The organism is Marinobacter mangrovi, assembly GCF_016798325.1.
Taxonomy (GTDB): Bacteria; Pseudomonadota; Gammaproteobacteria; order Pseudomonadales; family Oleiphilaceae; genus Marinobacter_A; species Marinobacter_A mangrovi.
Genome location: NZ_JAERVO010000002.1, coordinates 386,056 through 409,508 on the forward strand (window position 1 = coordinate 386,056; position 23,453 = coordinate 409,508).

31 protein-coding genes are annotated in these 23,453 nt (G+C 58.0%); 26 read left to right on the plus strand and 5 right to left on the minus strand.

The features are described from left to right. The first annotated feature begins 22 nt into the window (after positions 1–22). Positions 23–682, plus strand: coding sequence for an OmpA family protein (locus tag JL474_RS07770; RefSeq protein ID WP_203141607.1), 660 nt, complete (start codon positions 23–25; stop codon positions 680–682). 219 nt (positions 683–901) lie between these two features. On the opposite strand, the gene JL474_RS07775 is transcribed toward JL474_RS07770, so the two are convergent. Together JL474_RS07775 and serA are read right to left on the minus strand one after the other, a co-directional pair. Next, positions 902–1,186: a sll1863 family stress response protein gene (locus JL474_RS07775; RefSeq protein ID WP_203141608.1), complete on the minus strand. Its 285-nt coding sequence runs from the start codon at positions 1,184–1,186 to the stop codon at positions 902–904. A 207-nt stretch (positions 1,187–1,393) separates the two neighbouring features. Beyond that, positions 1,394–2,623, minus strand: a complete 1,230-nt coding sequence (gene serA, locus JL474_RS07780; protein ID WP_203141609.1) for a phosphoglycerate dehydrogenase — start codon at positions 2,621–2,623, stop codon at positions 1,394–1,396. 223 nt (positions 2,624–2,846) lie between these two features. Here serA and JL474_RS07785 point away from each other — a divergent pair, with 223 nt between their 5' ends. The 22 genes from JL474_RS07785 (at position 2,847) to JL474_RS07885 (ending at position 17,551) form a co-directional block, all read left to right on the plus strand. Further along, positions 2,847–4,241, plus strand: a complete 1,395-nt coding sequence (locus tag JL474_RS07785) for an FAD-binding oxidoreductase (protein ID WP_203141610.1) — start codon at positions 2,847–2,849, stop codon at positions 4,239–4,241. 155 nt (positions 4,242–4,396) lie between these two features. Then, positions 4,397–5,077 (plus strand): SIR2 family NAD-dependent protein deacylase, encoded by a 681-nt coding sequence (locus JL474_RS07790; RefSeq protein WP_203141611.1) that lies wholly within the window; start codon positions 4,397–4,399, stop codon positions 5,075–5,077. A 266-nt stretch (positions 5,078–5,343) separates the two neighbouring features. Then, positions 5,344–6,852, plus strand: coding sequence for a hypothetical protein (locus JL474_RS07795; RefSeq protein WP_203141612.1), 1,509 nt, complete (start codon positions 5,344–5,346; stop codon positions 6,850–6,852). A gap of 364 nt (positions 6,853–7,216) precedes the next feature. Beyond that, the gene (locus JL474_RS07800) at positions 7,217–7,915 is read left to right on the plus strand and encodes a hypothetical protein (RefSeq protein ID WP_203141613.1); all 699 of its coding nucleotides are present in this window, start codon (positions 7,217–7,219) and stop codon (positions 7,913–7,915) included. A gap of 91 nt (positions 7,916–8,006) precedes the next feature. Next, on the plus strand, positions 8,007–8,384 hold the full coding sequence (locus JL474_RS07805; RefSeq protein ID WP_203141614.1) for a hypothetical protein: 378 nt from the start codon (positions 8,007–8,009) through the stop codon (positions 8,382–8,384). A gap of 125 nt (positions 8,385–8,509) precedes the next feature. Continuing rightward, positions 8,510–8,770, plus strand: coding sequence for a DUF7683 domain-containing protein (locus JL474_RS21790; protein ID WP_456238191.1), 261 nt, complete (start codon positions 8,510–8,512; stop codon positions 8,768–8,770). 99 nt (positions 8,771–8,869) lie between these two features. Next, positions 8,870–9,265, plus strand: a complete 396-nt coding sequence (locus JL474_RS07810; RefSeq protein ID WP_203141615.1) for an ester cyclase — start codon at positions 8,870–8,872, stop codon at positions 9,263–9,265. A 107-nt stretch (positions 9,266–9,372) separates the two neighbouring features. Beyond that, positions 9,373–9,717 (plus strand): VOC family protein, encoded by a 345-nt coding sequence (locus JL474_RS07815; protein ID WP_203141616.1) that lies wholly within the window; start codon positions 9,373–9,375, stop codon positions 9,715–9,717. 196 nt (positions 9,718–9,913) lie between these two features. Continuing rightward, entirely contained in the window at positions 9,914–10,732 is an 819-nt protein-coding gene (lgt, locus tag JL474_RS07820) for a prolipoprotein diacylglyceryl transferase (RefSeq protein ID WP_203141617.1), read from the plus strand. Between the two features lie 212 nt (positions 10,733–10,944). Then, complete coding sequence (locus JL474_RS07825) at positions 10,945–11,163, plus strand: hypothetical protein (protein WP_203141618.1); 219 nt, start codon at positions 10,945–10,947, stop codon at positions 11,161–11,163. A 190-nt stretch (positions 11,164–11,353) separates the two neighbouring features. Beyond that, the gene (locus tag JL474_RS07830; RefSeq protein ID WP_123632696.1) at positions 11,354–11,836 is read left to right on the plus strand and encodes a cupin domain-containing protein; all 483 of its coding nucleotides are present in this window, start codon (positions 11,354–11,356) and stop codon (positions 11,834–11,836) included. A gap of 54 nt (positions 11,837–11,890) precedes the next feature. After that, positions 11,891–12,142, plus strand: a complete 252-nt coding sequence (locus JL474_RS07835; RefSeq protein WP_203141619.1) for a YciI family protein — start codon at positions 11,891–11,893, stop codon at positions 12,140–12,142. A gap of 241 nt (positions 12,143–12,383) precedes the next feature. Beyond that, a complete protein-coding gene (locus tag JL474_RS07840) occupies positions 12,384–12,776 on the plus strand; it encodes a septal ring lytic transglycosylase RlpA family protein (RefSeq protein ID WP_123632694.1) in 393 nt (130 codons plus the stop codon). A gap of 206 nt (positions 12,777–12,982) precedes the next feature. Further along, positions 12,983–13,147, plus strand: a complete 165-nt coding sequence (locus JL474_RS07845) for a PEP-CTERM sorting domain-containing protein (RefSeq protein ID WP_203141620.1) — start codon at positions 12,983–12,985, stop codon at positions 13,145–13,147. An 84-nt stretch (positions 13,148–13,231) separates the two neighbouring features. Next, complete coding sequence (locus JL474_RS07850; RefSeq protein WP_203141621.1) at positions 13,232–13,987, plus strand: sterol desaturase family protein; 756 nt, start codon at positions 13,232–13,234, stop codon at positions 13,985–13,987. Between the two features lie 105 nt (positions 13,988–14,092). Then, on the plus strand, positions 14,093–14,437 hold the full coding sequence (locus tag JL474_RS07855; RefSeq protein WP_203141622.1) for a hypothetical protein: 345 nt from the start codon (positions 14,093–14,095) through the stop codon (positions 14,435–14,437). Positions 14,438–14,522: 85 nt separating this feature from the next. Continuing rightward, complete coding sequence (locus JL474_RS07860; protein WP_203141623.1) at positions 14,523–14,849, plus strand: DUF3175 domain-containing protein; 327 nt, start codon at positions 14,523–14,525, stop codon at positions 14,847–14,849. A 219-nt stretch (positions 14,850–15,068) separates the two neighbouring features. Beyond that, positions 15,069–15,488, plus strand: a complete 420-nt coding sequence (locus tag JL474_RS07865) for a VOC family protein (RefSeq protein WP_203141624.1) — start codon at positions 15,069–15,071, stop codon at positions 15,486–15,488. Positions 15,489–15,506: 18 nt separating this feature from the next. Next, positions 15,507–16,049: an NADPH-dependent FMN reductase gene (locus JL474_RS07870; RefSeq protein WP_203141625.1), complete on the plus strand. Its 543-nt coding sequence runs from the start codon at positions 15,507–15,509 to the stop codon at positions 16,047–16,049. A 32-nt stretch (positions 16,050–16,081) separates the two neighbouring features. Then, positions 16,082–16,495 (plus strand): SRPBCC family protein, encoded by a 414-nt coding sequence (locus JL474_RS07875; protein ID WP_203141626.1) that lies wholly within the window; start codon positions 16,082–16,084, stop codon positions 16,493–16,495. Then, positions 16,492–17,169, plus strand: coding sequence for a class I SAM-dependent DNA methyltransferase (locus JL474_RS07880; protein WP_203141627.1), 678 nt, complete (start codon positions 16,492–16,494; stop codon positions 17,167–17,169). The genes JL474_RS07875 and JL474_RS07880 overlap by 4 nt, the downstream gene beginning before the upstream one ends. Positions 17,170–17,200: 31 nt before the next feature. After that, on the plus strand, positions 17,201–17,551 hold the full coding sequence (locus JL474_RS07885; RefSeq protein ID WP_123632687.1) for a VOC family protein: 351 nt from the start codon (positions 17,201–17,203) through the stop codon (positions 17,549–17,551). 50 nt (positions 17,552–17,601) lie between these two features. On the opposite strand, the gene JL474_RS07890 is transcribed toward JL474_RS07885, so the two are convergent. Further along, positions 17,602–18,468 carry an AraC family transcriptional regulator gene (locus JL474_RS07890; RefSeq protein WP_203141628.1) on the minus strand — a complete coding sequence of 289 codons (867 nt, stop codon included), beginning with the start codon at positions 18,466–18,468 and terminating at the stop codon, positions 17,602–17,604. 461 nt (positions 18,469–18,929) lie between these two features. Here JL474_RS07890 and panB point away from each other — a divergent pair, with 461 nt between their 5' ends. Together panB and JL474_RS07900 are read left to right on the plus strand one after the other, a co-directional pair. Beyond that, complete coding sequence (gene panB, locus JL474_RS07895; RefSeq protein WP_203141629.1) at positions 18,930–19,715, plus strand: 3-methyl-2-oxobutanoate hydroxymethyltransferase; 786 nt, start codon at positions 18,930–18,932, stop codon at positions 19,713–19,715. Between the two features lie 67 nt (positions 19,716–19,782). After that, positions 19,783–20,184 (plus strand): hypothetical protein, encoded by a 402-nt coding sequence (locus JL474_RS07900; RefSeq protein WP_203141630.1) that lies wholly within the window; start codon positions 19,783–19,785, stop codon positions 20,182–20,184. A gap of 2 nt (positions 20,185–20,186) precedes the next feature. On the opposite strand, the gene JL474_RS07905 is transcribed toward JL474_RS07900, so the two are convergent. Next, positions 20,187–21,110, minus strand: a complete 924-nt coding sequence (locus JL474_RS07905; RefSeq protein ID WP_203141631.1) for a LysR family transcriptional regulator — start codon at positions 21,108–21,110, stop codon at positions 20,187–20,189. 210 nt (positions 21,111–21,320) lie between these two features. Between JL474_RS07905 and JL474_RS07910 the strand changes: the two genes are divergently transcribed. Beyond that, positions 21,321–21,479 (plus strand): hypothetical protein, encoded by a 159-nt coding sequence (locus JL474_RS07910; protein ID WP_190294794.1) that lies wholly within the window; start codon positions 21,321–21,323, stop codon positions 21,477–21,479. 78 nt (positions 21,480–21,557) lie between these two features. On the opposite strand, the gene JL474_RS07915 is transcribed toward JL474_RS07910, so the two are convergent. After that, positions 21,558–23,012: a catalase gene (locus JL474_RS07915; RefSeq protein ID WP_203141632.1), complete on the minus strand. Its 1,455-nt coding sequence runs from the start codon at positions 23,010–23,012 to the stop codon at positions 21,558–21,560. Positions 23,013–23,453 lie beyond the last annotated feature (441 nt).

Sequence of the window (23,453 nt, forward strand, 5' to 3'; positions counted from 1 at the left end):
ATGTAGAGGAAGGAGCAGTAGGATGAAAAAAACAATCATGGCCTTGTCCGTAGCGGTCGTTACGCTGAACGGGTGTATGACGTACGATCCCTACACGGGCGAAGAGAAAGTCTCCAACGCGACCAAGGGTAGCGTGATCGGTGCGGTCACCGGCGCGGCGATCGGCGCCGCCACCTCCAGCAAGAAAGACCGCGGCAAGGGTGCCCTGATCGGCGCGGCTGCCGGTGGCGCCGCAGGCGGTGGTATCGGCTACTACATGGACCGCCAGGAAGCCGACCTGCGCCACAAGCTGGAAGGCACCGGTGTGCGCGTCCAGCGCAACGGCAACCAGATCCAACTGATCATGCCGGGCAACATCACGTTTGACGTGGATCAGTCGTCCATCCGGTCATCCTTCACGGACGTGCTGGAATCCGTCTCACTGGTGCTGGAAGAGTACGACGAGACCATCATCCAGATCGACGGTTACACCGACAGCACCGGCTCGGCGTCCTACAACCAGCTGCTGAGCGAACGCCGCGCCTCATCCGTGCGCGACTTCCTGCTCAACCAGGGCATCGCCTCCAACCGTACCCGGGCCACGGGTCACGGCGAGAATAACCCGATTGCCTCCAACAGCACCGAATCCGGCCGGGCCCAGAACCGCCGGGTCGAGCTGACCCTGGTGCCGATGCAGGGTTAATCCCGAATCGGCCAACAAAAAAGCGGAGCCCTCCGGGAGGTCTCCGCTTTTTTTATGCCGAAAGATCCGTGATGGTTTTCGGTTTCCTCGAGCATGTAGCAGATGCTTCAGCTTCTGAGGCGCCGAAGGGGCCTTCTTTACCCTTCGAGGAAACCCGGCAGCCCGATGGGCTGCTCCGAAGCTAAAGCGTCGGCTACATGAGCGGGCGATACCTTCGCGTTAGTTGGTATTACTCGGCAACCACTCCTCAACCCGCTTCTTCAGGTCGCTGAGACGATCCTCACCGGCCTCGCGCAGCTCGCCCATTTTCTGACGGGCGCTTTCCACGTTGTCCTCCAGTTCCTGGATGCGCTTGGCGAAGTCTTCCTGAATCTCCGCCTCCGCTTGCTCATCCTTGGCCTTGGCCATCTTTTCTTCCGACTGGGCACGCAGGCTGTCGATCTGCTTGCTCCAGTACTCCGTCTGGGTTTCCAGTTTCGTCATGAGCGAGTCTTTCAAAGACATGGTCTTCTCCTTGTGACTGCAGAATTGGAGACGATTTTCCCCAATACACCCATAGACCTTAGGCCGATGGTGTGACGAAACAAGGTCAGATCGGGCCTGACGAGATTAACAATAGGAAAGGAAGAGGGTTCAGGGAGGCGACAGGTGGGCGTGCAGGCACAAAAAAGCCGGGCAGGGCCCGGCTTTCAATCAGCGAAACGCTGACACTCAGAACAGGACGCGGCAGCGGATGGTGCCACGGACTGACTTGAGCTTCTCCAGCGCCAGTTCGCCGTATTCCTTGTCGACATCGATCACGACGTAGCCGATGTCTTCCTGTGTTTGCAGGTACTGGCCACAGATGTTGATGCCGTTCTCGGAGAACACCTGGTTGATCTCGGACATCACACCCGGCACGTTCTCGTGGATGTGCAGCAGACGATGCTGGTTCGGGTGTGACGGCAGGGCCACTTCCGGGAAGTTCACGGAAGAGACGGTGGTGCCGTTGTCGCTGTACATGGCCAGCTTCTCGGCCACTTCGCGACCGATGTTCTCCTGCGCCTCGATGGTGGAGCCACCGATGTGCGGGGTCAGGATCACGTTGTCGAATTCGCGCAGCGGAGACACGAACTCTTCCTCGTTGGACTTCGGCTCAACCGGGAACACGTCGATCGCCGCGCCCAGCAGCTTGCCGCTCTTCATGGTCTCGGTCAGCGCTTCGATGTCCACCACGGTGCCGCGTGAGGCGTTCATCAGGATGCTGCCCGGCTTCATCTGGGCCAGTTGCTCGGCGCCGAACATGTAGCGGGTGGCCGGCGTTTCCGGCACGTGCAGACTCACCACGTCGGCAATGTTCAGCAGCTCCTTGAGGGAGTTGACCTGCTTGGCGTTACCGATAGACAGCTTGGAGACCACATCGTAGAAGTACACCTCCATGCCCAGCGCCTCGGCCAGCACGCTGAACTGGGTGCCGATGTTGCCATAGCCGATGATGCCCAGCTTCTTGCCACGGATCTCGTAGCTGTTCTTGGCCGACTTGATCCAGTCGCCGCGATGCGCCTTGGCGTTCTTCTCAGGGATACCTCGCAGCAGCAGGATGGCCTGGGCCAGAACCAGCTCGGCGACGGAACGAGTGTTGGAGAAGGGCGCGTTGAAGACGGCCACGCCACGCTGGGTAGCGGCCTTCAGGTTGACCTGGTTGGTACCGATACAGAAACAGCCCACGGCCACCAGCTTGTTGGCGGCCTCGAAGACCTCCTCGGTGAGCTGGGTGCGGGAACGGATGCCAATAAAGTGCGCATCGGCGATCTTTTCCTTCAGCTCCTCGTCCCCGAGGGAGTGCGTCAGGTACTCGATGTTGGTGTAACCCGCTTCATGCAGTGTATCCAGTGCAGACTGATGAACGCCTTCAAGCAGCAGGATCTTGATCTTGCTTTTGTCGAGGGACGTGTTTGCCATGGGCTTTCCAGACCTTTCGTCGCGTAATGTAAACCGTGCGCCTGCCGGGCTTTTTGACGGCAGGGTCGCAGAACAGGGCGGGTATGATACCATAATCGCCCGTTTGTACATTGTGTTCGGTGACGTCAGTCATCAGGCTGTGAAGCCGCTCGCGCAAGCGCTTTCACCCTGGGCCGCCACCGTCCATTGCCCCCTGTAATCCGACAGTGCGACCGAGAGTGCCATGACGCCCGACCAGATTGTTGACGCCCTCAAATCCCTCGTTGACGACGGTAAGGTCCTGACCGATCCCGCCGACCTCGACACCTACGGCAAGGACTGGACCAAGATTTACGCGCCCAAGCCAGTGGCGATCGTTTTCCCCAAGACCACCGAGCAGGTGCAGGCCATCGTCCGCTTCGCCAACGAGAACCAGGTCGCGCTGGTGCCTTCCGGCGGCCGGACCGGCCTGAGTGCCGGCGCCGTGGCCGCCAATGGTGAAGTGGTGGTGGCGTTCGATTACATGAACCAGATCCTCGATTTCAACGCCAGCGACCGGACGGTTCACTGCCAGGCGGGCGTCATCACCGAACAGCTGCAGAACTTCGCCGAAGAGAACGACTTGTATTACCCGGTGGACTTCGCCTCCGCCGGCTCCAGCCAGCTGGGCGGCAACCTCTCCACCAACGCCGGTGGCATCAAGGTCATCCGTTACGGCATGAGCCGCGATTGGGTGGCGGGCCTGACCGTCGTCACCGGCAAGGGCGACATCCTGAAACTGAACAAGGACCTGGAAAAGAACAACACCGGCTACGACCTGCGGCACCTGTTCATCGGCGCTGAAGGCACGCTGGGCTTCATCACCGAAGCCACCATGAAGCTGACCCGCAAACCGGACAACCTGACCGTGCTGGTCCTGGGTTTGAACGACCTGACCAACACCATGGACGTCCTGCAGACGTTCCAGAAGCAGATCGACCTGACCGCCTACGAATTTTTCTCGCACCAGGCCATGCAGCACGTACTCGCCCACGGCCAGGTGCAGGCCCCGTTCGAGACCGAAGCCCCGTACTACGCGCTGCTCGAGTTTGAAGCCATTTCCGACCAGGTGATGGACGAGGCCATGAGTCTGTTCGAACAGTGCGTCGAAAACGGCTGGGTGCTGGATGGCGCCATCAGCCAGAGCGAGACCCAGGCCAAGAACCTGTGGATGCTGCGTGAAGGCATCTCCGAGTCCATCGCCCCGCGCACGCCCTACAAGAACGACATCTCCGTGATCGTTTCCAAGGTGCCCGGCTTCCTGCAGGAAATCGATGCCGTGGTCACCGAGCACTACCCGGATTTCGAGATCATCTGGTTCGGCCATATTGGCGACGGCAACCTGCACCTGAACATCCTCAAGCCCGAGGACATGGCCAAGGAAGACTTCTTCGAGAAGTGCCAGCAGGTCAACAAGTGGGTGTTCGAGATCGTCGAACGCTACAACGGCAGCGTTTCCGCCGAGCACGGCGTGGGCATGACCAAGAAGCCCTACCTGCAATACACCCGCAGTGAAGCGGAGATCGCCTACCTCAAGGGCATCAAGCAGGTGTTCGATCCCAAGGGGATCATCAACCCGGGCAAGATTTTCGACCTGTAACACCGTGGCGGTGGATGGCCAAACCCCATCCGCCGCCTAATTCCTGCAGGATGTCGGTGAGCCTCGCGAACCGCGTCACAGTGCCTGCCCACGACTCCACGCCCAGGCCCTCAAGTGCTAAAGTCCCCGGAAAGCCAAGCATTCCGGAGACCTCCATGAAACAACACATCGTCGTCCTCACCGGCGCCGGCATGAGTGCCGAAAGCGGCATCGCCACCTTCCGCGACAACGACGGCCTCTGGGAAAAACACAACGTCCAGGACGTCGCCACGCCCGAGGCGTTTCAGCGCGATCCTGAACTGGTCCTGCGCTTCTACAACGACCGCCGCCGACAACTCAAAGACGCCCAGCCCAACCCGGCCCATCACGCGCTCGCGGAACTGGAGAAAGACTACCGCGTCACCATCGTCACCCAGAACATCGACGACCTGCACGAACGCGCCGGCTCCACGAGTGTGGTCCACCTCCACGGCCAGCTCACCCAGGCCCGCAGCGTCCACGACGAGAACCGCCTCTACGACATCGGCTACAACGACATCCATATTGGCGACACCTGCGAACGCGGCGGCCAACTTCGCCCCCACGTTGTCTGGTTCGGCGAAGCTGTCCCTATGATCGAAACCGCCGCCGAAGTCGTCAGCACCGCCGACCAGCTTCTGATCGTCGGCACCTCGCTGCAGGTCTACCCGGCTGCCGGGTTGGTCAACTGCGTGGACTTTGATGTGCCCATCACCGTGATCGATCCGGGGGAAGCGAGCGTGTCCCGGGCGAGGGTGATCCGCAAGACGGCGAGTGAAGGCCTGTTGGAGTGGATGGCGTCGCTGCGGCGCCCGTAGCCGGGATACTGGATGCAGAAAAGAAGAAGTCACGATATGGCATGGCGGTGAGGCTGGAGACTGGCTAAGCTGTTGTTCAGGTTGGATAAAGAGGAAACGCTGGGGCCGTCGATCCGGGATGTTAGAAACCGAGGTTGCAAAGCGCTAACGCAAGTATAGTTAATCCAGTCGCCAGGCTAGGCGATGGCGTTATTTGAACGCGAGTCTAGATGTGTTTGCAAACAACGCTTCTCTTCTCTCCGATTGTCGCTTTGAAGAAAATACTTATGATCACCAGAAAAATCGTTGGCGCGGAAGCTGAGGCGTTGGTCCAAGACCAGATTCGTCAGCACTCCGGAGGCATACAAGACTCGCTTTCGGTTTTTAATGCCGGAAGCGCCGTCTCGGCGTGGCTTGAAGCCCTGCGAGGCGTTGAAGAACTCATCAACTTGCCGTTGTTTGAACTTGACGATGAGCAAGTGGTTCTTGAGTTGGTTAGCCTGAGACTCGACCACCTCTATCCTGCCCAGGTCGCAAACCTGCAGGAATTGCTCGCCGGACAGTTTGAAGCTGGCGTCGCACGGCGGTTTGTTCAGACGGTGCTCAAGTCAGCCGCAATCGGCTTAGCCTTCCGCATGCATGGAATGGAGTGCGGGGAGGAGTTTCGAACCCTAGGCGGCGCTATCACCTACTTTCAGTCGAGGCGACGTCAAATGGTGGCCTTGCTGTACTTGATGCCACGCTCATGTATTGGCATTGAGTCCGTTGAGCCCTTGGACGCTCTGAATGTCTTACTGCCTATCGTTGAACATAGCTGCATCGGCCTTACGACCCTCTACCGCCATCTGGTACTGCTGCGAATTCATGATGACTACGAGCTGACTGTGGGCCAGCAGACGTTCAAAGGGAACTATTCGCTCAACACGCTTGATGAGTCATTCCTTGAGCCGGAGCGTGTTGGCATCACGGAGGTATCACACGACCAGGTCGACGCGACAGTACTCAAGCATAGGATGAAGTTAGATTCCGGTCGGGTGTTTTCGTCCACTGAACTATGCAATGACCTTTTGGCGATGGAAGCTGCATACGCCGAGTTCAAGCTCGGCGAGACCGAGTTTAGTGCGATGGCTCGGTTTGTCGTGGCTTGCTCCCGGCATGCACGTGATCAATTCCATATAGAACTTGAAGCAAGCACGTTCAAGAGCCTTATAGTTCTTTGCAAGCTTTCGAGTGCGGCAGAGCAACGCCTCCTGTATGCCGGGGCGAGCTATGCGGAAGCCATTAATTCGTTTGCGCCGTTCATCCTCGTTGGTAGCAACTACGTGACAACAGTGACCCTACTTAGCCGGTTCGCATACAGCTACAAGACGTCTTGCTTGAACAAGATCAAGAGGTTCCAGGTTCGTTCTGGTTTCATCTTTGAGCAACGAGTAAAAGATGCCCTTGAACAGCAGGGATTTATTATCACCGACGTTAAGCGCATCGAGCGTAAGGAGTTTGATGTCGTTGTAACCAAGGACAGTGTCATCTACAACGTTCAGTGCAAGAATAATCTCGTCGAACTTAGGCGTATAGAAGAAAATCCGACCCTATTCGTGCGCTACAACCAGAGACTTGATCGCTACTACGCCAATGCACTGCGCAAGGAGGAAGGAAGGGAAGGGCTGCTAAAGGAAAGATTTGGTTCGGAGGTGGTTAAGCACGTCGTACTGAGCAAGTTCCCCGTGGCAACCAAGAACCCGCGGATACTGGCATTCCGCGAGATCAGTCAGTTCGGCGAGAGGTTCGCGAGATGAATTCCTTTCCCCCGGGCGAGCCGGTGGCAGTGAAGTTGTTTTGGCCGATAGTGGCGCCAGGAACGGTGGCTCGGAACCGTTTTTTAGTCCGCGGTACCATTTGGTTTTGTGGTAATCAATTGTTTTCTAACGAGTGCGTGAACCCGACAAACCCTTCCGTGCCCTTCGGGCACTCCAGGCTTTGCGGGTTACGCTAGCGTTAGTTTGAGGGGAAGATATGGGGGGATACGCAAAAAACCTGAGGAAGCGAATCCAAAACAAGGGCCAAAAGGTTGGGTTTTGCGTTATCTGCGGAGATAAGGGGCCCCTCTCGAGGGACCATGTGCCTCCAAAGGGATGCAATAATCTGAATGACGTTGAGATCATGGCTCTGCTCCCCTCAGAAAACTCCGCCAAAGTTGGCACCACATCTCAAGGAGGAACCCATTACCGAACGTTATGTGGGACATGCAACAACACCCGGCTTGGAATCGACTATGACCCTGCGCTTATCGATCTGTCTAACGCAATCACTGCCTTAGCTTTGGGGGCGAAGAGACGAAAAATAGCACTGCCTCAAACGATTTATCCGTTCATAAAACCACAACGAATAGCTAGGGCCGTTATTGGTCACGTATTGGCTGGTTTGGCCGTAGAGGAAACAGCCCAAGGGTTGCTCTCGAGTCCAATCAGTGATTCGTTGAGAAGTTATTTCTTAGATGATACAGCAGACTTCCCCGAGAATCTGGGAATTTACTATTGGGTGTATCCCTCCAGAAGACAGGTGCTGATCAAAAACGTAGGGAAGTCCTTAATTAACAGTGCTGGGAATAGAGAAGTGGTCGTCGGCCATATCTTTAAGTTTCTTCCGCTTGGATTCTGGTTGGTTTTCGACGGCTCGAACCAGGAGTCGGATTTGGTAAAACCTCTTATTAAAGATAAAACGATGTCCCTAGATGGTGTAGATCAGGTTGAAATAGACTTGCACCGTGTTCCTTCATTGGACTTCCCTGAGGGGCCAAAGGGAAACGAGTTTATTGCGCTCAATCGAGATTATGCTGCACACACGCGGGATAAAAACTAACAAGGGGCTGTTTTGGAGATTGGACTTCCCCCGCTGCCGCTCCACAAACCGGCCCGTTACGCCAGCGTTAGGCACCCGAGTTACCAACGAAATGATTGAGCACATACCATACGAAGAGAAAAACGGAAGGCAGCCAGATTTCATAGTCGAGTATGAGATTGACCTTGCCGATGAGCTGAAGAATGCGAAACCTGGGCAAGGGATGAGGGTGGATTTCCTGTATGAAGGGGATAACCCTCAGATTGAGGGCGTCCATATGATCTGGCCGGAAATTCTGGATAAGCACGGTAAAGTCATTCGAGATACCACTCCGGGCAATATACCAAAAAAGGGATATGCAAATATGTGGGTCGTAATGGAGGAGCGCCGTAAATACCATCACAAGCGGCTTCGATGTGGAACAAAGGGTTTCTGGTGGCGCGGTGGTCGTGTGGCGTATGTAACCGTAGTTCAGATTAATGCCCTGTAGTGCTAACAAATTGCTGCATGAGGGCTCATGCTACGCGGCAAAAATTTGTGGCTCACATCATTCACGCTATAGCAAATTTCCGCCGCTCCGCATGGGGAACTGAGCAAGGCGTTATAAGTTCACAAATGATTGATTCGAAATTTGGTCTCAGCCGTTTCCTAGCTGAATACTCAGAGCAATCGGAAGAGTTGATAGCTCGATACGAATTCGCGAAATTCGATCTGGACGCGTTCCAGTCCGAGTTCCAGGTCGAATCTTCAGATCCAATGTTCGATTGTTACGAAGTTGGGCAGCGGCACCTTCGCTTTCTGGAGTCATGTCTGGCGCGGGTTCCAAGCTGGGATTTCGACGATAATTCCTATTTCCTAGAGTCTCATACGGTATAACAAACCATTCAATAATGACGCCACAAGCGGCGCATAAAAGCTGAGCGTTATGCAGCCTTCCAATCAATGATCGAGCCTTGCTGCATAGAGGAATCGCAGATGACCAAGTCCGAGCTATCGAACATCTATCAAGATTACATTGCCTGCTTGAACAGACAGGATTGGCCATCGTTGGGACGCTTTGTTCATGAAGACGTCAAGCACAACGGCAAGCAACTTGGAGTAACAGGCTACCGGCGGATGCTGGAGAGAGACTTTTCCGAGATACCGGATCTAGCCTTTAACGTTGAGTTGCTGGTTTCCGATCCGCCCCACATAGCCAGCCGACTCCACTTCGACTGTACGCCAAAGGAGCGGTTTCTTGACCTGGATGTTCACGGCAGAAGGGTGTCCTTTGCCGAGAACGTCTTCTATGAGTTCCGCGACGAAAAGATCGTGCAGGTATGGTCCGTCATCGACAAAGCGGCTATCGAGGCGCAACTCCAGGCGACCTGAGCGACGCCTGCCCCCTCCATTGAGCGGACGCCTGCTGGTGAGCTTCGCCCGTCGGCCAACGCCGCTCACGTCAAACGGTCAGGCGGATACCGCGTTGAGGAGTAAACATGAAAGTTCATTATCTCGAGATCGTATCTCATGACGTAGATGCCGTTTGTCGGGCTTACGAAGAGGCGCACGGTATTCGTTTTGGTGATCCGGACGACCTCCTCGGCGGAGCCAGAACCTGTGAACTACCTGATGGCTCTATCGCTGGAGTGAGGGGGCCTTTGAGGGTAGATGAAGATCCCGTTGTTCGGCCTAATTGGCTCGTGGAGGATATAGACGGGGCTTTGGCCGCAGTTGAATCCAAGGGTGCCCAGGTTGCTGTGCCTCCTACCGACATTCCGGGGAAAGGAAAATTCGCAATATACTTTCTCGGCTCGAACCAGCATGGATTGTGGCAGCGCTGACGTCATGCCATTCAACCAGGCCATGCATTGGATACCCCTTTCAGGGAGCCCTCGTCGCTGGCGTTGATATGGTTCCCCGTGCCAAGAGGCACACGCCGAGCCAGGCCCGTTTTTCATAGCGGTGGTTTCGCCGTTAAAGGGCGGTTCAGGGCAGGCACCAGCCCCCCTCGACAGTTTTCATGAGATACGCGAGAACATGATAATTCATTGGAATTTCGATCCTGTTTTGATTGCCGTCGGACCATTGGTTATCCGGTGGTATGGCCTCCTGTTCGTTGGAGCCTTTCTGGCCGGCCAAGCGCTGCTCACTCGGATGTTCAAGGCCGAAGGGATTCCCCAGGAAAACGCCGAGCGCCTGTTGCTGTATGCACTGCTGGGAACCATTGTGGGCGCGAGATTGGCTCATTGCTTGTTCTACGATCCGCAGTACTACCTTTCACACCCGTTGGCGATTCTTCGTCTATGGGAAGGCGGTCTTGCGAGCCATGGTGGCGCTGCGGGAATGCTGCTCAGTCTTTGGCTTGGTACCCGGGTGCTAAGGCCCAGAATGCCATTTCTCTGGCTCGTTGATCGGGTGAGTGTTCCGGCCGCATTAGGAGCTGTGTTTGTACGGGTTGCCAATTTCCTCAACTCGGAAATTGTCGGTATTCCCACCTCCGGGGGATGGGGCGTGGTGTTCGAAGCGGTCGATAAGTTGCCTCGCCATCCCGTACAGCTCTATGAAGCGGTCGCGTATCTGGTCGTATTCTTGATATTGGCCGTCCTATACCGGCGGTTAGGACAGCGCACACCACACGGTCTCCTGTTTGGTGTATTCCTGATGCTCGTATTCTCTGCGCGCTTCGCACTTGAATTCTATAAGGTTCACCAGGCCGCCTATCCGTCAGGGCAATTATTGAGTGTCGGCCAATATCTGAGCTTGCCGTTTGTGGTTTTGGGGGCTGTCATGGTGTTGTGGTCAACCGGGTACCTAAAAGGTCGTTCCGTCGGACGCGAAAAACCAGCGCGCCTGTAGGTTAGACGTCGAGGCTGCAGGAAATCTTTTGGCAAAAGGCTTGACGGTTTTACGGCTACCTCGTTATCTGTCTGAAGCGGCCGCGGCAATGAATCAGGGAGGTTTTATGCGTGGGTATCTGATTGACCACTTCAATTGGTGTACGACCTTTTCTCTGCTTCGCAGATCCAGAATGGCCTAAAAGCTTTGCCGGATAAGAGCATGAGATTCCCATGAAAGAGAGTGATTGGAAGACATTCAAAGTGATCAAAGAGAAAGCCATCGAACGCTTCTGTAGCCAAGCGCTTGAAGAGTTCGAAGAGGTCATATCGAACACGGAAGAACATGTCCACAATCGCTATCTTCTTCTGTACAAGCTCGTTCAAAATCGAGACAAAGAGATGGCGCTCATATCGATTATCACAGTCGGTCGAAGGCCGCGATGCAATTGACGGCCATGAGGGCTAAAGGTCTCGCCGATGAATCCTTGTTGGCTGGGCTGTCAGAGGAATTCCTTGAGCAAACAGACCCTAAACTGCTTGGTTGGAATTAGCGTTTTAGGTTGGCCCGTGCGGGCGAGACTGGAAGCAGGTCAGGATCGTCCGGGAGGCGGCTTGCTTCATCGAACAACAGGCAAACACCATGGACAAATACCACCTCACCAAAGCCGACATCGACCAGTTCGAAGGCATCGAGAAAACCCATTTCCTTAATGACAACGCCAGGCGGACCAACAAGTCCCTCGGCGATCTGACCGGCATTACAGGCTTCGGTTTTCACATCATCGAAGTGCAGCCGGGTCGGGAGTCCACGGAATTTCACCGGCACTATGATGAGGATGAGTGCGTCTACATCCTGGAAGGCACTGCCGAGGCGCGGATTGGCGATGAGACCGTGCAGGTGAGCGCCGGGGATTTTATCGGCTATCGGGCCGGCGGCGAGGCCCATGCGCTGCGGAATAACGGCGACGCGGTGCTAAAGTGCATTGTTGTCGGCGAACGCCGGGACCACGATATGGCCGACTACCCCGACCTCAAGAAGCGTATCTATCGCAGCAAGGCACGGCCCTGGAATCTGGTCGACTTTGATGCGATCGCCGAGCCGAGTGGTGGCAGGAAGGTTTAGGATCTTATTCCACCCGAGTTTTGCACCGATTTACAACCCAAGAGAGCCAATACCATGTTCTACCTGGTCACCACCTTTCGGACTCCGGAATTCGATCCGGGCGTCATCGATGCCCACTATGCTTTCCTCGACGACCTTCGCCAACAGGGCAAACTGGAACTCGCCGGCCCGTTTACCGACAAATCCGGCGGTGCCTACCTGATCCGGGCGGCCAGTAAGGATGAGGCCGAGACTCTGGCGTTCCTCGATCCGGTGCACACCTCCGGGTCGTCGGTCGTGACCGTCTATGAGTGGAACGCAAAGTAGGACAAGCCACGCGCGTTTTTTGCGGGCCATCGTCTGGTTTGAATTCATTGAAGCGGTGAAACAATTTGCCGGCGACCCCGTTGATCAGGCGGCCGTGCCCGAGGACGTCCGGGAGATCCTGACTCGGTTTGAGAGCAGCGTTCATCACGACGAGACTGTTCTCTAACCTTCTTTTAACTCGTCATTGCCCGCCGTCGCCGCCAGGATAGGTCCCACCTGACCATCGTCAAAGACTCACATCATGGCATTCACTCCAAGAACGATATGGGCTATTGCGGTCCTCACTCTGATGGCAGGGTGTTCGACCGTCCAATCCGGGGCTGGCGGCAACCGCGTGGGCTATACGGAAACAGGGCAAGCCTCGTATTACGCGGACAGCCTGCAAAACCGAAAAACGGCCAGTGGGGACATCTACAAGCACGAGCGCCTTACCGCTGCCCATAAAACATTGCCGTTCGGCTCGACCGTCAAAGTCACCAACGTCCAAAACGGTAAAAGCGTCGTCGTCGAAATCAACGATCGTGGGCCGTTCGTATCGGGTCGCATCATTGATCTCTCCAAATCCGCGTTCCGTCGCATTGCGAACACGTCGTTGGGGCTGATCAACGTCAAAATTGAGGTGCTTTCGATGTGATCGGGTATCTCATCATCGGTAACGCGGGTGCGGGTCTCCCTCCAAGAATGGATCTGTTCCAATTCTGATACTGTCCCCTAAAACCGCCGAACATTTTTACACCCGTCATTCCGCCGGATTTTCAGGTTATTGATTCTGCCGTCTTAAGCGACACTGGCCTGGAAAATGCCTCGTTCACCGTGAACCCCTAACCTGGAGGATTCATTGTGAACTATCTGATCGTGGGACTGATTGCCTCACTGTTTTCTGCGGCAGCGCTGGCCGGCGCGCCGGTTGAACCGCCGACGGCCTCGGTGCCTGAGCCCGGTATGCTCGGTCTGTTCGCAGCCAGTTTGACGGCACTCATTATTGCCAGGAAATTCAGGAAGTAAGCAGGCTTCGTCAAGAAAGCCGCATCGATGGCAGGAGTAAGCCAGCAGGGACGCTGTACTCTCCAAACGCCCGAATAGCGCACTATGGCCCATTACCAGATTCTGTACCTGATCGGCATCCCGCTGATGATGGCGGCAGAGTACCGTTTTGCCCGGAATGAGCGTGTCCAGGATCGTTACGACCGCTGGATTAACAACCTGAGCCTGGGCTTCATCAACGAAGCGGTGCTTCTGGCAGCTCCGGTATGGATACCCCTGTTGCTGATTCCTGAATCTGCGCCATCCAACCTCCATCCGGTTTTGGCGGCAATGATGGCTTTCCTGATTCTCGATCTGGCCGGGTACTGGCTCCACCGGTTCTACCACCAGGTTGGCCCGCTCTGGCGCCTGCATCGCGTTCACCACTGTGACCTTGAGCTCGACTGTTCAACCACCTTTCGCCATCACCCCGGGGAAGTGGTGGTCAGTGTGCTCGTCATCTCCGTGGTGATGGCAACGCTGTCCCTGACACCGGCCCAGGTCATTCCCTATGTGATGGCGGTCAAGGCGGTCCAGCTCTTCTCGCATTCGAATATCCGCTTGGGTGCTCGCGCCGAGTCGCTGGTCAACCGTCTGTTTGTAACGCCGGGCACCCACCAGTTTCATCATTCCAGTCAGCAATTCCAGACCGACTCCAACTTCGGCGAGGTTTTGACGGTTTGGGATCGATTATTTGGTACCTTTACCTGTCCCCGGCGTACGCCGGAGCCTACAGCGTTTGGTCTCGATGACTGTTCCGCAGCCCGCGACCAACGCCTTGGCGCGTTACTGATGCTGCCGCTACGATCTATCGGGAAATAAATAGAACCATCTATTCTCCAGACGGACGCCTTCAGGGCACACTTTTCGTATGGCACGCAACGACTGCGCCACTCATCCTTTTGCGTGGAACCAGGAGACAAGCGCATGGAACGCCTGATCACGAGCGACAACGCGGAGGCCATCGGCCGACCGATCATTGAACAGATTATCACCGCCCACCTGAATTCAGACTACGACCACCTGCTGGCCCAGGTGCCCACCATCCGGGGCAAGGTGCCGAAGGAAGAGTTCGAAGAGGCCGCGGCCAATCTCGAGCCGTTCGGTAATGTACGCTCGATTGAATGCCTCGGCCACTTCGCGAAGGTCAAGGAACATCTTGTGCTGTGGCGCGTGCGTTACGAACGGGCGGATGAGGATATTCTCTGGCACCTCTACTTGTCGGATCTGGAAAGCGAGGTGCAGACCGTCGGGTTGTTTTTCGATCTGTAGCGTTGGGCAGGGCTTCATCGGGAGCGTCGGGAACCGTTACGCTGACGGCAGGAAGCCAATTCATCCGAACACGGAGGGCGGTGAGATGTCTGAGTCTCAGAAACGGGGCCAACAGGCGGCCACCGAGGGCTGGTCCCAGCGGGTCACCGAATCCAGTGATGCCCTGGATCTGGAAGAGGGCGTGTTCACGCTTGAGGACCCGAAGGCCATCGCACAATCCCTGAAACGGTCCGCTGAAAACAGTCAGAAGCGCAAATCGGATCCCTATCGTTCCGCCATGTCGATGCTGACGTTCTATCTGAACCGGGCCGGGAAGAACATGCCCGAGTCGCAGCGTGAGGTTCTTGAAGCGGCGAAGGACGAACTGAGGGCGCTATACGGCCGCCCGCGAAAGGGCACCGTTCGCAAGTAGTCGGGTTGGTATCCGATTAGCGGAATGACCAGGTTGTGGATTCCGTATTAGAAAGACGGGCGGGTGTGGCCTACGTTTTACGTCAAAGTCACCCATTGATGCTGGAACCGAAACGGGTCACTGCCATTTTTCCGGAGCCTGTCGAAAAGGCGCGGGGTCATCCGACCAGTGGAGAACAGCATGAGGCTGTTGTCTGATGGATAACCTGGAGAAATTATTATGTCCCGTATGATCTTTGTGAACCTGCCAGTCGCCGACTTGCCCGCGTCCATGGCGTTTTATAGCGCCCTGGGTTTCGAGAATAACCCGCAGTTTACCGACGAGACGGCCGCCTGCATGGTGTGGAGCGAGTCGATTTTTGTCATGCTGCTGACTCACGATAAGTGGCGCACGTTCACCGATCGTCCGATTCCGCCGGCCACGTCCAGCGAAGTGATGCTGGCCCTCGCCTGTGACGGCCGGGAGGAGGTCGATGCGCTGAGCCAGTCGGCCGCGAAAAGCGGTGGCACGGCCGATATCAACCCGAAACAGGATCTGGGATTCATGTACGGCCGCAGCCTGGCCGATCCGGACGGCCACGTCTGGGAGGCCTTCTGGATGGATCCGGCGGCGATGGAAGGCCAGACCCAGGCCGGCTAACCACAATCAGGACACGCGATGGAAGGGTACCGTTTACTGGCGTTGTCAGGCAGCTTGCGTCAGCGCTCCTACAACACGGCAGCGATCAAGGCGCTGCGGGCGCTGGCGCCGGACAATGTGGACATTGTGATTGGCGAAATCGGCCACTTGCCCCTGTTCAATCCGGATCTGGAAGACGACTGGATCCCGGCGCTGGACGACCTGAAGGCGCAACTGGCCGAGGCTTCGGGCCTGATCATCGCCAGCCCGGAATACGCCCACGGTATCAGCGCCCCGATGAAAAACGCGCTGGACTGGCTGGTGAGCGGTACCGAGTTCCCCTTCAAGCCGGTGATGCTGATCAACACGTCGCCCCGGGCCGGCCACGCCCAGGCCGCGCTGAAAGAGGTGATTACGACCATGTCCGGAAACCTGGTCGAAGAGGCGCACGTGGCATTGCCGCTGCTGGGCAGCGAGCTGGACCGCCGTGGCATCCAGGCGGATGCCGCGTTGTCGGGGGCGTTGCTGACAGGACTGAGGGCCTTCTGTGCGGCCATAGACGCGCAACCTCGTGACGCCTGAAAGGGCGACATCGTCATCGGAAGGAGGACGGTATGCAGGCTGTTTGTCACGTGAGTACCTACATTGCCCGGTCTCCGGAGGCTGTCTATGCTTTTGCCTCGGATCCCCGGAATCTGCCGCAATGGGCCGCGGGGCTGGCCCGCTCTGACGTGCGCCCGTCTGGCGAAGAGTGGATGGTCGACGCGCCGTTTGGCCGGGTGACCATCCGCTTCGCCAGAACCAACGAATTCGGCGTGATGGACCACGACGTCACCCTGGATTCCGGCGTGACGGTCCATAACCCGATGCGCGTTGTGCCCAATGGCGAAGGGAGCGAGTTTATCTTCACCCTGTTCCGTCGGGACGACATGACGGAGGATCAGTTTGATGCAGATCGACAGGCCGTGGAGGCGGACCTGGCCTCGTTGAAGGCGCTGTTGGAATCGAAGCCGGGAAGCGGTGCATGAACCCCCACAGCGACGCCAAGATCGTCGATTCCTGGCGCAGGAACGCCGAGCCCTGGACGGAGGCCGTTCGGGGCGGGCAGATTGCCAGCCGGGAGCGCGTGACCAACCAGGCGATCGTGGACGCCGTGTTGCAGCGTTCTCCGCGGTCCATGTTGGATGTGGGCTGCGGCGAGGGCTGGTTGTGCCGGGCGTTGTCGGCCGACGTTGAGCGCGTGGTGGGTGTCGATGCCATACCGGCGCTGGTGGGGCAGGCCCAGGCGGCGGGCGGCGGCGATTTTCGCGTGAAGACCTACGAAGCCCTGGGCGATGGCTCGTTGTCAGAGGCCTTCGACGCCGTCGTTTGCAACTTCTCTCTGCTGGGAGACACGTCGGTCGAAACCGTATTTGCCAGCGTCCCTCAGCTGCTGAGCAATACGGGGGCGTTCATCGTCCAGACCCTGCACCCGGTCGCCGCATGCGGCGATCAACCCTATGAAGACGGTTGGCGGGACGGCTCCTGGGAGGGCTTCGACCCGTCGTTTGTGGACCCGGCGCCCTGGTATTTCCGGACCCTGGCGAGCTGGGTGAATCTGTTTCTCGACCGTGGTTTTCGTCTGGTCGACATCCGGGAGCCATTGGATCCGGCCACGCACCAACCGGCGTCGATTATCTTTGTCGGTGCCGTCTCGCCATAGTCCATCCACCCAGTGTCAAAGGACTGATCTCATGAAAGTAAAACGCATTGTGCCCAACATCGCGACGGATGATCCCGCCAAGGCGGCGGCCTTCTACGAAACCATTTTTGGGCTGGACATCATCATGGACCACGGCTGGTTACGGACCTACAGCTCTGGCGAGTCCATGACGGTTCAACTCGGCGTGGCGTCGGAAGGCGGATCCGGGACACTGGTGCCGGATCTGTCGATCGAAGTGGATGATCTGGACGAGGTGCTGGAGCGGGTCCATACAGCGAACGTCCCGATCGACTATGGGCCAGTCGAGGAACCCTGGGGTGTCCGGCGCTTTTTCGTGCGCGATCCGTTCGGCAAGATCGTGAACGTGCTGCAGCATCTATAGCGCCGGAAAGCGGCCTTCGCCACGAACGGGAGAAGGCCGTTTCAGTCGGTTCACACCAGCGGCAGGCACACGTCGGTCACCAGTTCGTGCTCCGGCGTATCCTGGAGCAGGTTGTGGTAGTGGAAGAAGAGGGGGAAGTCCCGCAACTCCTCACCACTTTCCGGCAACCATTCCCGGTACAGGTAATAGGCCGGTTCGGTCATGCGGTCGTGGGAACCGAAATGGCGAACCACCGCGCAGCGTCCGGCCGGAATCACCTTGTTGATGATGCCGAATTCGTTCTCTGGCACCGGGGCGTCCACCGAACCGCACAGATCAAACCGGAACTCCTCCGGCGGTGTGGCGTTGGGATCGTCCCAGGCCAGGCCGATCGACTCGCTGGTGGCCACCGGCGACAGGCCCGTCTGCTTGCGCCATTCGATGAATTGGGCGGCGGACTCGTTGACCAGGGCTGGCGAGCCCCGGTGTTCAAGCACTGCCACACGGGTTTCGGGAAATTCAATAATCTTGACGTCCATAGGTTGTCTCCGCTCTCTTTGGGGCAATTGAAACCGCTCGTTCCACGGCTGCCAGGCCGGGACTTTGCGGAATTGGGAGGGCGTCTGACCAAAGGTGGTCTTGAAGGCCCGGGAAAACGATTCCGGATTCTCGAACCCCGCTTCCAGCGCAATCTCGATGATCGACATGTCCCCCATAAACGCCAGGCGATAGGACGCCCGCCGCAGTCGCATCAGCTGGATGTAACGGGCGACACTCGTACCGGCGTACAGCGAGAACTGCCGGTGGAAATGGTACTTCGAGAAATGCGCGACCCGGCTCAGGCGTTCCAGGGACAGGTCCTCGGACAGGTGTTCGTCGATAAAGCGAAACACCGTATTGAAACGCGCGGCGTAGGCCGATGCCTTTGATCCATTCACTGCCAAATCTCCTCAATCGGGCGCCACTATGCCCGAGCGGTTCCGGCCAATCCTGACTCAGATTGCTCACTTGCGGCAGACAGCCAGACGATCATAGCGAACAGGGCCGCCAAGGGGGCGAATGATTTGGCCTGTATCGAGAGGTTCCATATTTGAGTGAAGGGTCGTAAGGTGAGGCCAGTCTCAAGCCTATGAATGTATTGTAGGAGCGTAGTGAGCGCCGTAGGTTGGGCTGACGCAGGAAGCCCAACAAGCCGGGTTTGCGGCCGATCTCATCCAATTCAAGGGTCGCCAAGCGGGTTGTAAATAGCCGTATTCCAAGCATGTCCGGGATAAGGGGAACGTCTGTTGCCCGCTTATTGTTGGGCTTCCTGCGTCAGCCCAACCTACGCCCCCTGAGCCTTTGCAACAGGTTCTCAAGAGTGCGTCGAAACGGCGCTTAACCGAGAAAGGAGCAACCGATGAAACAGACTCCCACAGATTTTCGGGCGATGAAGGGCGTTGAGCCGATCACCATGCTGACCGCCTACACCTGCCCGGTGGCCCGCGGGATCGAGCAGGCGGGCGTGCCTGTGATCCTTGTCGGCGATACCGTCGGCATGGTGGAGATGGGCTTCGACAGCACCCGGGATGTGACCATCGAGCACATGGAGTATCACATCGGTGCGGTGCGCCGTGGCGCGAAGGACACGCATATTATCGGTGATCTGCCGTACCTGACAGACAAAGACCCGGCCACGGCCCTGATCCACGCCCGGCGGCTGATTGCAGCCGGCGCCGACAGCATCAAGCTGGAGGGGCCGAAACTGGATGTGATTGCCCACCTTGTGGCCCATGACATTGCCGTGGTCGGTCACACCGGCCTGACGCCGCAAACGGCCACCAGCTTCAAGAAGGTCGGCAGCACCAGCGAAGACGCCCAACGCATTGCCGAAGAAGCCCGGGATATCCAGGATGCCGGCGCGTTCATGGTGGTGATCGAGCACGTGCCCTACGACCTGAGCACCCGCATTACCGCCGAACTGCGGATCCCCACAATCGGTATCGGCGCCGGCCCGGACTGCGACGGCCAGGTTTTGGTCATCAACGATGCTTTGGGGCTGGGGGATTACTGGCCGCCGTTCTCCAAGCAGTACGCGCACGTCAGCGACACCATCCTGCAGGTGGCGAAAGACTTCCGGGGTGAAGTCGCCTCGCGGGAATTTCCCAATAACATCATCCGGTTCACCGGCACCGGGAACCGCTAGTGGATTAATCCGGGGCCGGTTCCCAGCCCGCCCACACATCGGCTTCACACAAGGAGCAGCGATCACCATGCGCTGGAACCGGGTGGTTGTGGTCTGGTTACTGATTATCGCCGCCGAATCCGTCAGCGGCGCGCTGCGGGAAGTGTTTCTGACGCCCCATATAGGCCCCGTCATGGCCCATCAGATCGGCGTGGTGGTGGGCTGCGTCGTTATCTTTGCCATCACCTGGTTCCTGCTGCGCTGGATGCAGGTGATCACGATGTCCCGGCAGCTCCTCGCCGGGCTGGTTTGGGTGCTGCTGACGCTTGTTTTTGAATGGGCGCTGGGCCTGGCACTCGACGTGCCGCCGGAAGCGATCAAGGCCGACTACGATCTGGCCCAGGGTGGCCTGATGGGGCTGGGGCTCCTGTTCATGTTGTGTACGCCGGCCCTGGTGGCCCACTTGCAGGGCATCGGGCACGACCGTTAGCGTCAGCTCGCCGTTTCGGTCGCCGCCGTTTGCGGGACGCTGGCCTCCTGCCATAGCTGCTTGACCAGGGCGATGACAGCCGCAATGGCCGGCTCGTCCACTCGATCCCGACGCACCAGCAGGCTCAGGTTGATGCTCAGGCGGGGTTCGGAATAGACCCGGACGCTGCCTCGATCGGCCCAGTGACTCGCCAGTTCATGCTCCACCAGCCCATATCCGAGACCCGCCCGGATCATCGACAGGGTGCTGAGTTCATCAATCGACGAGGAAATGTTGTTGGCCTGCTCCCGGCCGCCGCCGAGGATGTCTGGCAGCATGGTGGCCAACGGGCAGTGGCCGGCGGGCCAGATCCAGGGCAGGGCCCTGCGTTCGGCGAAGTCGGTGGGGAAACGTTCGCGGCTGCCTTCCAGGGGGCCCACCACACTGACGCGTATGGGTGCCAGACGCAGGCCAAGCACCTGGTCGTCGGCGTAATCGCCGTAGGCATAGCCCATGTCGAGCTCACCGGCTTTCACCTGATCACGAATCACAAATGATGAACTGGTGGCCAGTTCCAGCGCGATTTCCGGCAGGTCCCGCGCGACCGAGCGCAGCAGTTGATCCACCTTCAGGTATTCCGGCGGCGCGTTGAGTGCGAACGACAGCGGCTCGGGCTGTTCGCAGCGCAGTGCCCGGGCAATCTCGTCCAGTTCCGCCACTTGCATCAGCGCCTGGCGCGCCGGTGCCAGCAGTTTGCGACCGGCGGTCGTCAGGGCCATCCCGCGTGTGTTGCGTTCGAACAGGGCCAGCCCGAAGTGATCCTCCAACTGGCGCAGGTGTTCGCTGACCGCCGATGGCGTCGTGTGGCGCCGATTGGCCGCCCGGGTCAGGTTGCCCTCGTCGGCCACCAGTACGAATGAACGTAGCTTATCGAGTTTTATGTTCATGTTTTACGAACGCCGCTTTTCAGAAAGACTGATAGATACCCCATCTTTATCGCAGTTTAATGGCATTTACCGGCCGGCCTCAATTCATATTTCCTGGAGGTATTTGTCATGCAAACTGCGACATCCAGACGCACTGAAACTGTTTTTATTCCTCCTATGGAGGTTGGAAGTTCTGACGTACTCCGCCGGCCGCTGCCGAGGTCTGTTCGAGTGGGGCGTGTGCTGCGGGAATGGTTCCGGCGTTACCGGACGCGTGCCCGGCTGCGCGGGCAGTTGAGGGAGATCGATACCACACGGGCCGAACTGGACGTAGGATTGCCCATCGGGTCGTTGGTCGAGGAAGCCTACAAGCCGTTCTGGAAAGCCTGATGCGTTATGCCGTAAAGGTCGGGTGTTGACCGCCGGACGCCCCTGACCGGGACGCCTGGCGGTGGTTCAGTCAAACGATCAGTTTTCCTTCACGCCCTGTTCAATCCGGGCGCCAACTTCGGCGTCGATCTTCTTCCAGTAGTCCAGAGCGCGGGACAGCACGGGCTCTTTTACTCCGCCCTTGATGTGCCCGACCACGTTGGACACCAAACGGTCCCGGGCCGCCTGGTCCATCACCTGGTTGATCAGGGCATTGGCCTGTCCGAAATCGTCATCGTCTTTGCGCAGCGTGTACGCGGCGCGGACCATATCGCCGCTGGTCTCCCAGGTGGAGTCAGTGGGGTAGCGCTCTCCGTCGGCCACTGGGCCGCCCTTGCTGTTCGGGGCGTAGACCGGATCAGTGGCGTTCTGCATCCGCATCGCGCCGTCCTTGGTGTAGGCATGTACCGGCGCTTTGGGCGAGTTCACCGGTATCTGCTTGTAGTTGACGCCCAAGCGCGCTCGATGGGCGTCGGCATAGGAAAACACCCGGCCCAGCAGCATCTTGTCCGGACTGATGCCGATCCCCGGGACCAGGTTGTTCGGCTCGAACGCGGCCTGCTCGATCTCGGTATGGTAATCCGTCGGATTACGGTTGAGGACCAGCCGGCCCACCTTGGTCAGCGGGTAGTCGTCGTGGGGCCACACCTTGGTCAGGTCGAACGGGTTGAAGCGGTATGTCTCTGCATCCTTGAACGGCATGATCTGCATGTAGAGCGTCCAGCTGGGATGGTCACCGCGCTCGATCGCCTCGTAGAGATCCCGGGTATGGTAGTCCCCGTCTTCACCGGCCAGGCGGTCGGCGTCTTCCTGGGTCAGGCATTGGATGCCCTGATCGGTCTTGAAGTGGTATTTCACCCAGAATTTCTCGCCCTGGGCGTTGACCCACATGTAGGTGTGGCTGGAGTAGCCGTTCATATGGCGCCAGGTTTTGGGAATGCCCCGGTCGCCCATCAGCCAGGTCACCTGGTGGGCAGACTCCGGTGACAGGCTCCAGAAATCCCACTGCATGTCGTGGTCGCGCAGGTTGGTGTCGGCCCGGCGTTTCTGTGAGCGGATGAAGTGCTGGAATTTCATCGGATCGCGCACGAAGAACACCGGCGTGTTGTTCCCCACCATGTCGTAGTTGCCCTCGCTGGTGTAGAACTTCACCGCAAAACCGCGGGGATCGCGCCAGGTGTCCGGGCTGCCGCGCTCACCGGCCACGCTGGAGAAGCGAATCACCAGATCGGTTTTGGTGCCTTTCTGGAACACCGCCGCTTTGGTGTACTGGCTGACGTCTTCCGTGGTCTCGAAATAGCCGAAGGCACCGCCACCCTTGGCGTGGGGCTGGCGCTCCGGGATGCGCTCGCGGTTAAAGTTGGCCATCTGCTCGATCAGGTAGTGGTCGTGCAGCACGATCGGGCCGTCCGGGCCAATCGTCAGGGAATGTTCGTCACTGGCGACAGGAATACCGGCATCGTTCGTGGTCGGTTTCTGGTCCTTACTCGTCATCGTGAGGTCTCCTTTTCATCGTGTTGAAGCGGCTTCCGTCACGCAAAGACAGGCCCGGCAATATGACGCGTCCACCGGGCGACGGATTGGCGGATCGACCGCTCCTGACCGGGAGGTGTGGCTGGCCATGGTGAAATGGCTCGGTCAGTGTGGACCACACCCCTTACAGCTCGGGCCCATGCTTGCTGGTGCCGCAGGCACGCGTCAAGGTGCATACTTGGGGTGTCATCCTCGCTTTCTCCCTGGATTTTCCCCCAACTCGAAAGCGGTCTGCGTGGCAGGCCTTCCGCGACAGTCGATCCGACGTTGTGTCGCCGGGCACGGTAGGCGTTGGATGACAGGAACTTCGGTGATATTTAATAGGATGGATATAAAAATCTCATCATGACGTCGGATTGGCCGGGTTCGTTCGGCAGCAGACGTGACGAGCGCGGGGTCCAG

What these genes read in the sequence shown, in the direction of transcription:
- JL474_RS07770 (WP_203141607.1), top strand. Translation starts at nt 23, where the DNA reads ATGAAAAAAACAATCATGGCCTTGTCCGTAGCGGTCGTTACGCTGAAC.
- JL474_RS07775 (WP_203141608.1), bottom strand. Translation starts at nt 1,186, where the DNA reads ATGTCTTTGAAAGACTCGCTCATGACGAAACTGGAAACCCAGACGGAG.
- serA (WP_203141609.1), bottom strand. Translation starts at nt 2,623, where the DNA reads ATGGCAAACACGTCCCTCGACAAAAGCAAGATCAAGATCCTGCTGCTT.
- JL474_RS07785 (WP_203141610.1), top strand. Translation starts at nt 2,847, where the DNA reads ATGACGCCCGACCAGATTGTTGACGCCCTCAAATCCCTCGTTGACGAC.
- JL474_RS07790 (WP_203141611.1), top strand. Translation starts at nt 4,397, where the DNA reads ATGAAACAACACATCGTCGTCCTCACCGGCGCCGGCATGAGTGCCGAA.
- JL474_RS07795 (WP_203141612.1), top strand. Translation starts at nt 5,344, where the DNA reads ATGATCACCAGAAAAATCGTTGGCGCGGAAGCTGAGGCGTTGGTCCAA.
- JL474_RS07800 (WP_203141613.1), top strand. Translation starts at nt 7,217, where the DNA reads ATGGCTCTGCTCCCCTCAGAAAACTCCGCCAAAGTTGGCACCACATCT.
- JL474_RS07805 (WP_203141614.1), top strand. Translation starts at nt 8,007, where the DNA reads ATGATTGAGCACATACCATACGAAGAGAAAAACGGAAGGCAGCCAGAT.
- JL474_RS21790 (WP_456238191.1), top strand. Translation starts at nt 8,510, where the DNA reads ATGATTGATTCGAAATTTGGTCTCAGCCGTTTCCTAGCTGAATACTCA.
- JL474_RS07810 (WP_203141615.1), top strand. Translation starts at nt 8,870, where the DNA reads ATGACCAAGTCCGAGCTATCGAACATCTATCAAGATTACATTGCCTGC.
- JL474_RS07815 (WP_203141616.1), top strand. Translation starts at nt 9,373, where the DNA reads ATGAAAGTTCATTATCTCGAGATCGTATCTCATGACGTAGATGCCGTT.
- lgt (WP_203141617.1), top strand. Translation starts at nt 9,914, where the DNA reads ATGATAATTCATTGGAATTTCGATCCTGTTTTGATTGCCGTCGGACCA.
- JL474_RS07825 (WP_203141618.1), top strand. Translation starts at nt 10,945, where the DNA reads ATGAAAGAGAGTGATTGGAAGACATTCAAAGTGATCAAAGAGAAAGCC.
- JL474_RS07830 (WP_123632696.1), top strand. Translation starts at nt 11,354, where the DNA reads ATGGACAAATACCACCTCACCAAAGCCGACATCGACCAGTTCGAAGGC.
- JL474_RS07835 (WP_203141619.1), top strand. Translation starts at nt 11,891, where the DNA reads ATGTTCTACCTGGTCACCACCTTTCGGACTCCGGAATTCGATCCGGGC.
- JL474_RS07840 (WP_123632694.1), top strand. Translation starts at nt 12,384, where the DNA reads ATGGCATTCACTCCAAGAACGATATGGGCTATTGCGGTCCTCACTCTG.
- JL474_RS07850 (WP_203141621.1), top strand. Translation starts at nt 13,232, where the DNA reads ATGGCCCATTACCAGATTCTGTACCTGATCGGCATCCCGCTGATGATG.
- JL474_RS07855 (WP_203141622.1), top strand. Translation starts at nt 14,093, where the DNA reads ATGGAACGCCTGATCACGAGCGACAACGCGGAGGCCATCGGCCGACCG.
- JL474_RS07860 (WP_203141623.1), top strand. Translation starts at nt 14,523, where the DNA reads ATGTCTGAGTCTCAGAAACGGGGCCAACAGGCGGCCACCGAGGGCTGG.
- JL474_RS07865 (WP_203141624.1), top strand. Translation starts at nt 15,069, where the DNA reads ATGTCCCGTATGATCTTTGTGAACCTGCCAGTCGCCGACTTGCCCGCG.
- JL474_RS07870 (WP_203141625.1), top strand. Translation starts at nt 15,507, where the DNA reads ATGGAAGGGTACCGTTTACTGGCGTTGTCAGGCAGCTTGCGTCAGCGC.
- JL474_RS07875 (WP_203141626.1), top strand. Translation starts at nt 16,082, where the DNA reads ATGCAGGCTGTTTGTCACGTGAGTACCTACATTGCCCGGTCTCCGGAG.
- JL474_RS07880 (WP_203141627.1), top strand. Translation starts at nt 16,492, where the DNA reads ATGAACCCCCACAGCGACGCCAAGATCGTCGATTCCTGGCGCAGGAAC.
- JL474_RS07885 (WP_123632687.1), top strand. Translation starts at nt 17,201, where the DNA reads ATGAAAGTAAAACGCATTGTGCCCAACATCGCGACGGATGATCCCGCC.
- panB (WP_203141629.1), top strand. Translation starts at nt 18,930, where the DNA reads ATGAAACAGACTCCCACAGATTTTCGGGCGATGAAGGGCGTTGAGCCG.
- JL474_RS07900 (WP_203141630.1), top strand. Translation starts at nt 19,783, where the DNA reads ATGCGCTGGAACCGGGTGGTTGTGGTCTGGTTACTGATTATCGCCGCC.
- JL474_RS07905 (WP_203141631.1), bottom strand. Translation starts at nt 21,110, where the DNA reads ATGAACATAAAACTCGATAAGCTACGTTCATTCGTACTGGTGGCCGAC.
- JL474_RS07915 (WP_203141632.1), bottom strand. Translation starts at nt 23,012, where the DNA reads ATGACGAGTAAGGACCAGAAACCGACCACGAACGATGCCGGTATTCCT.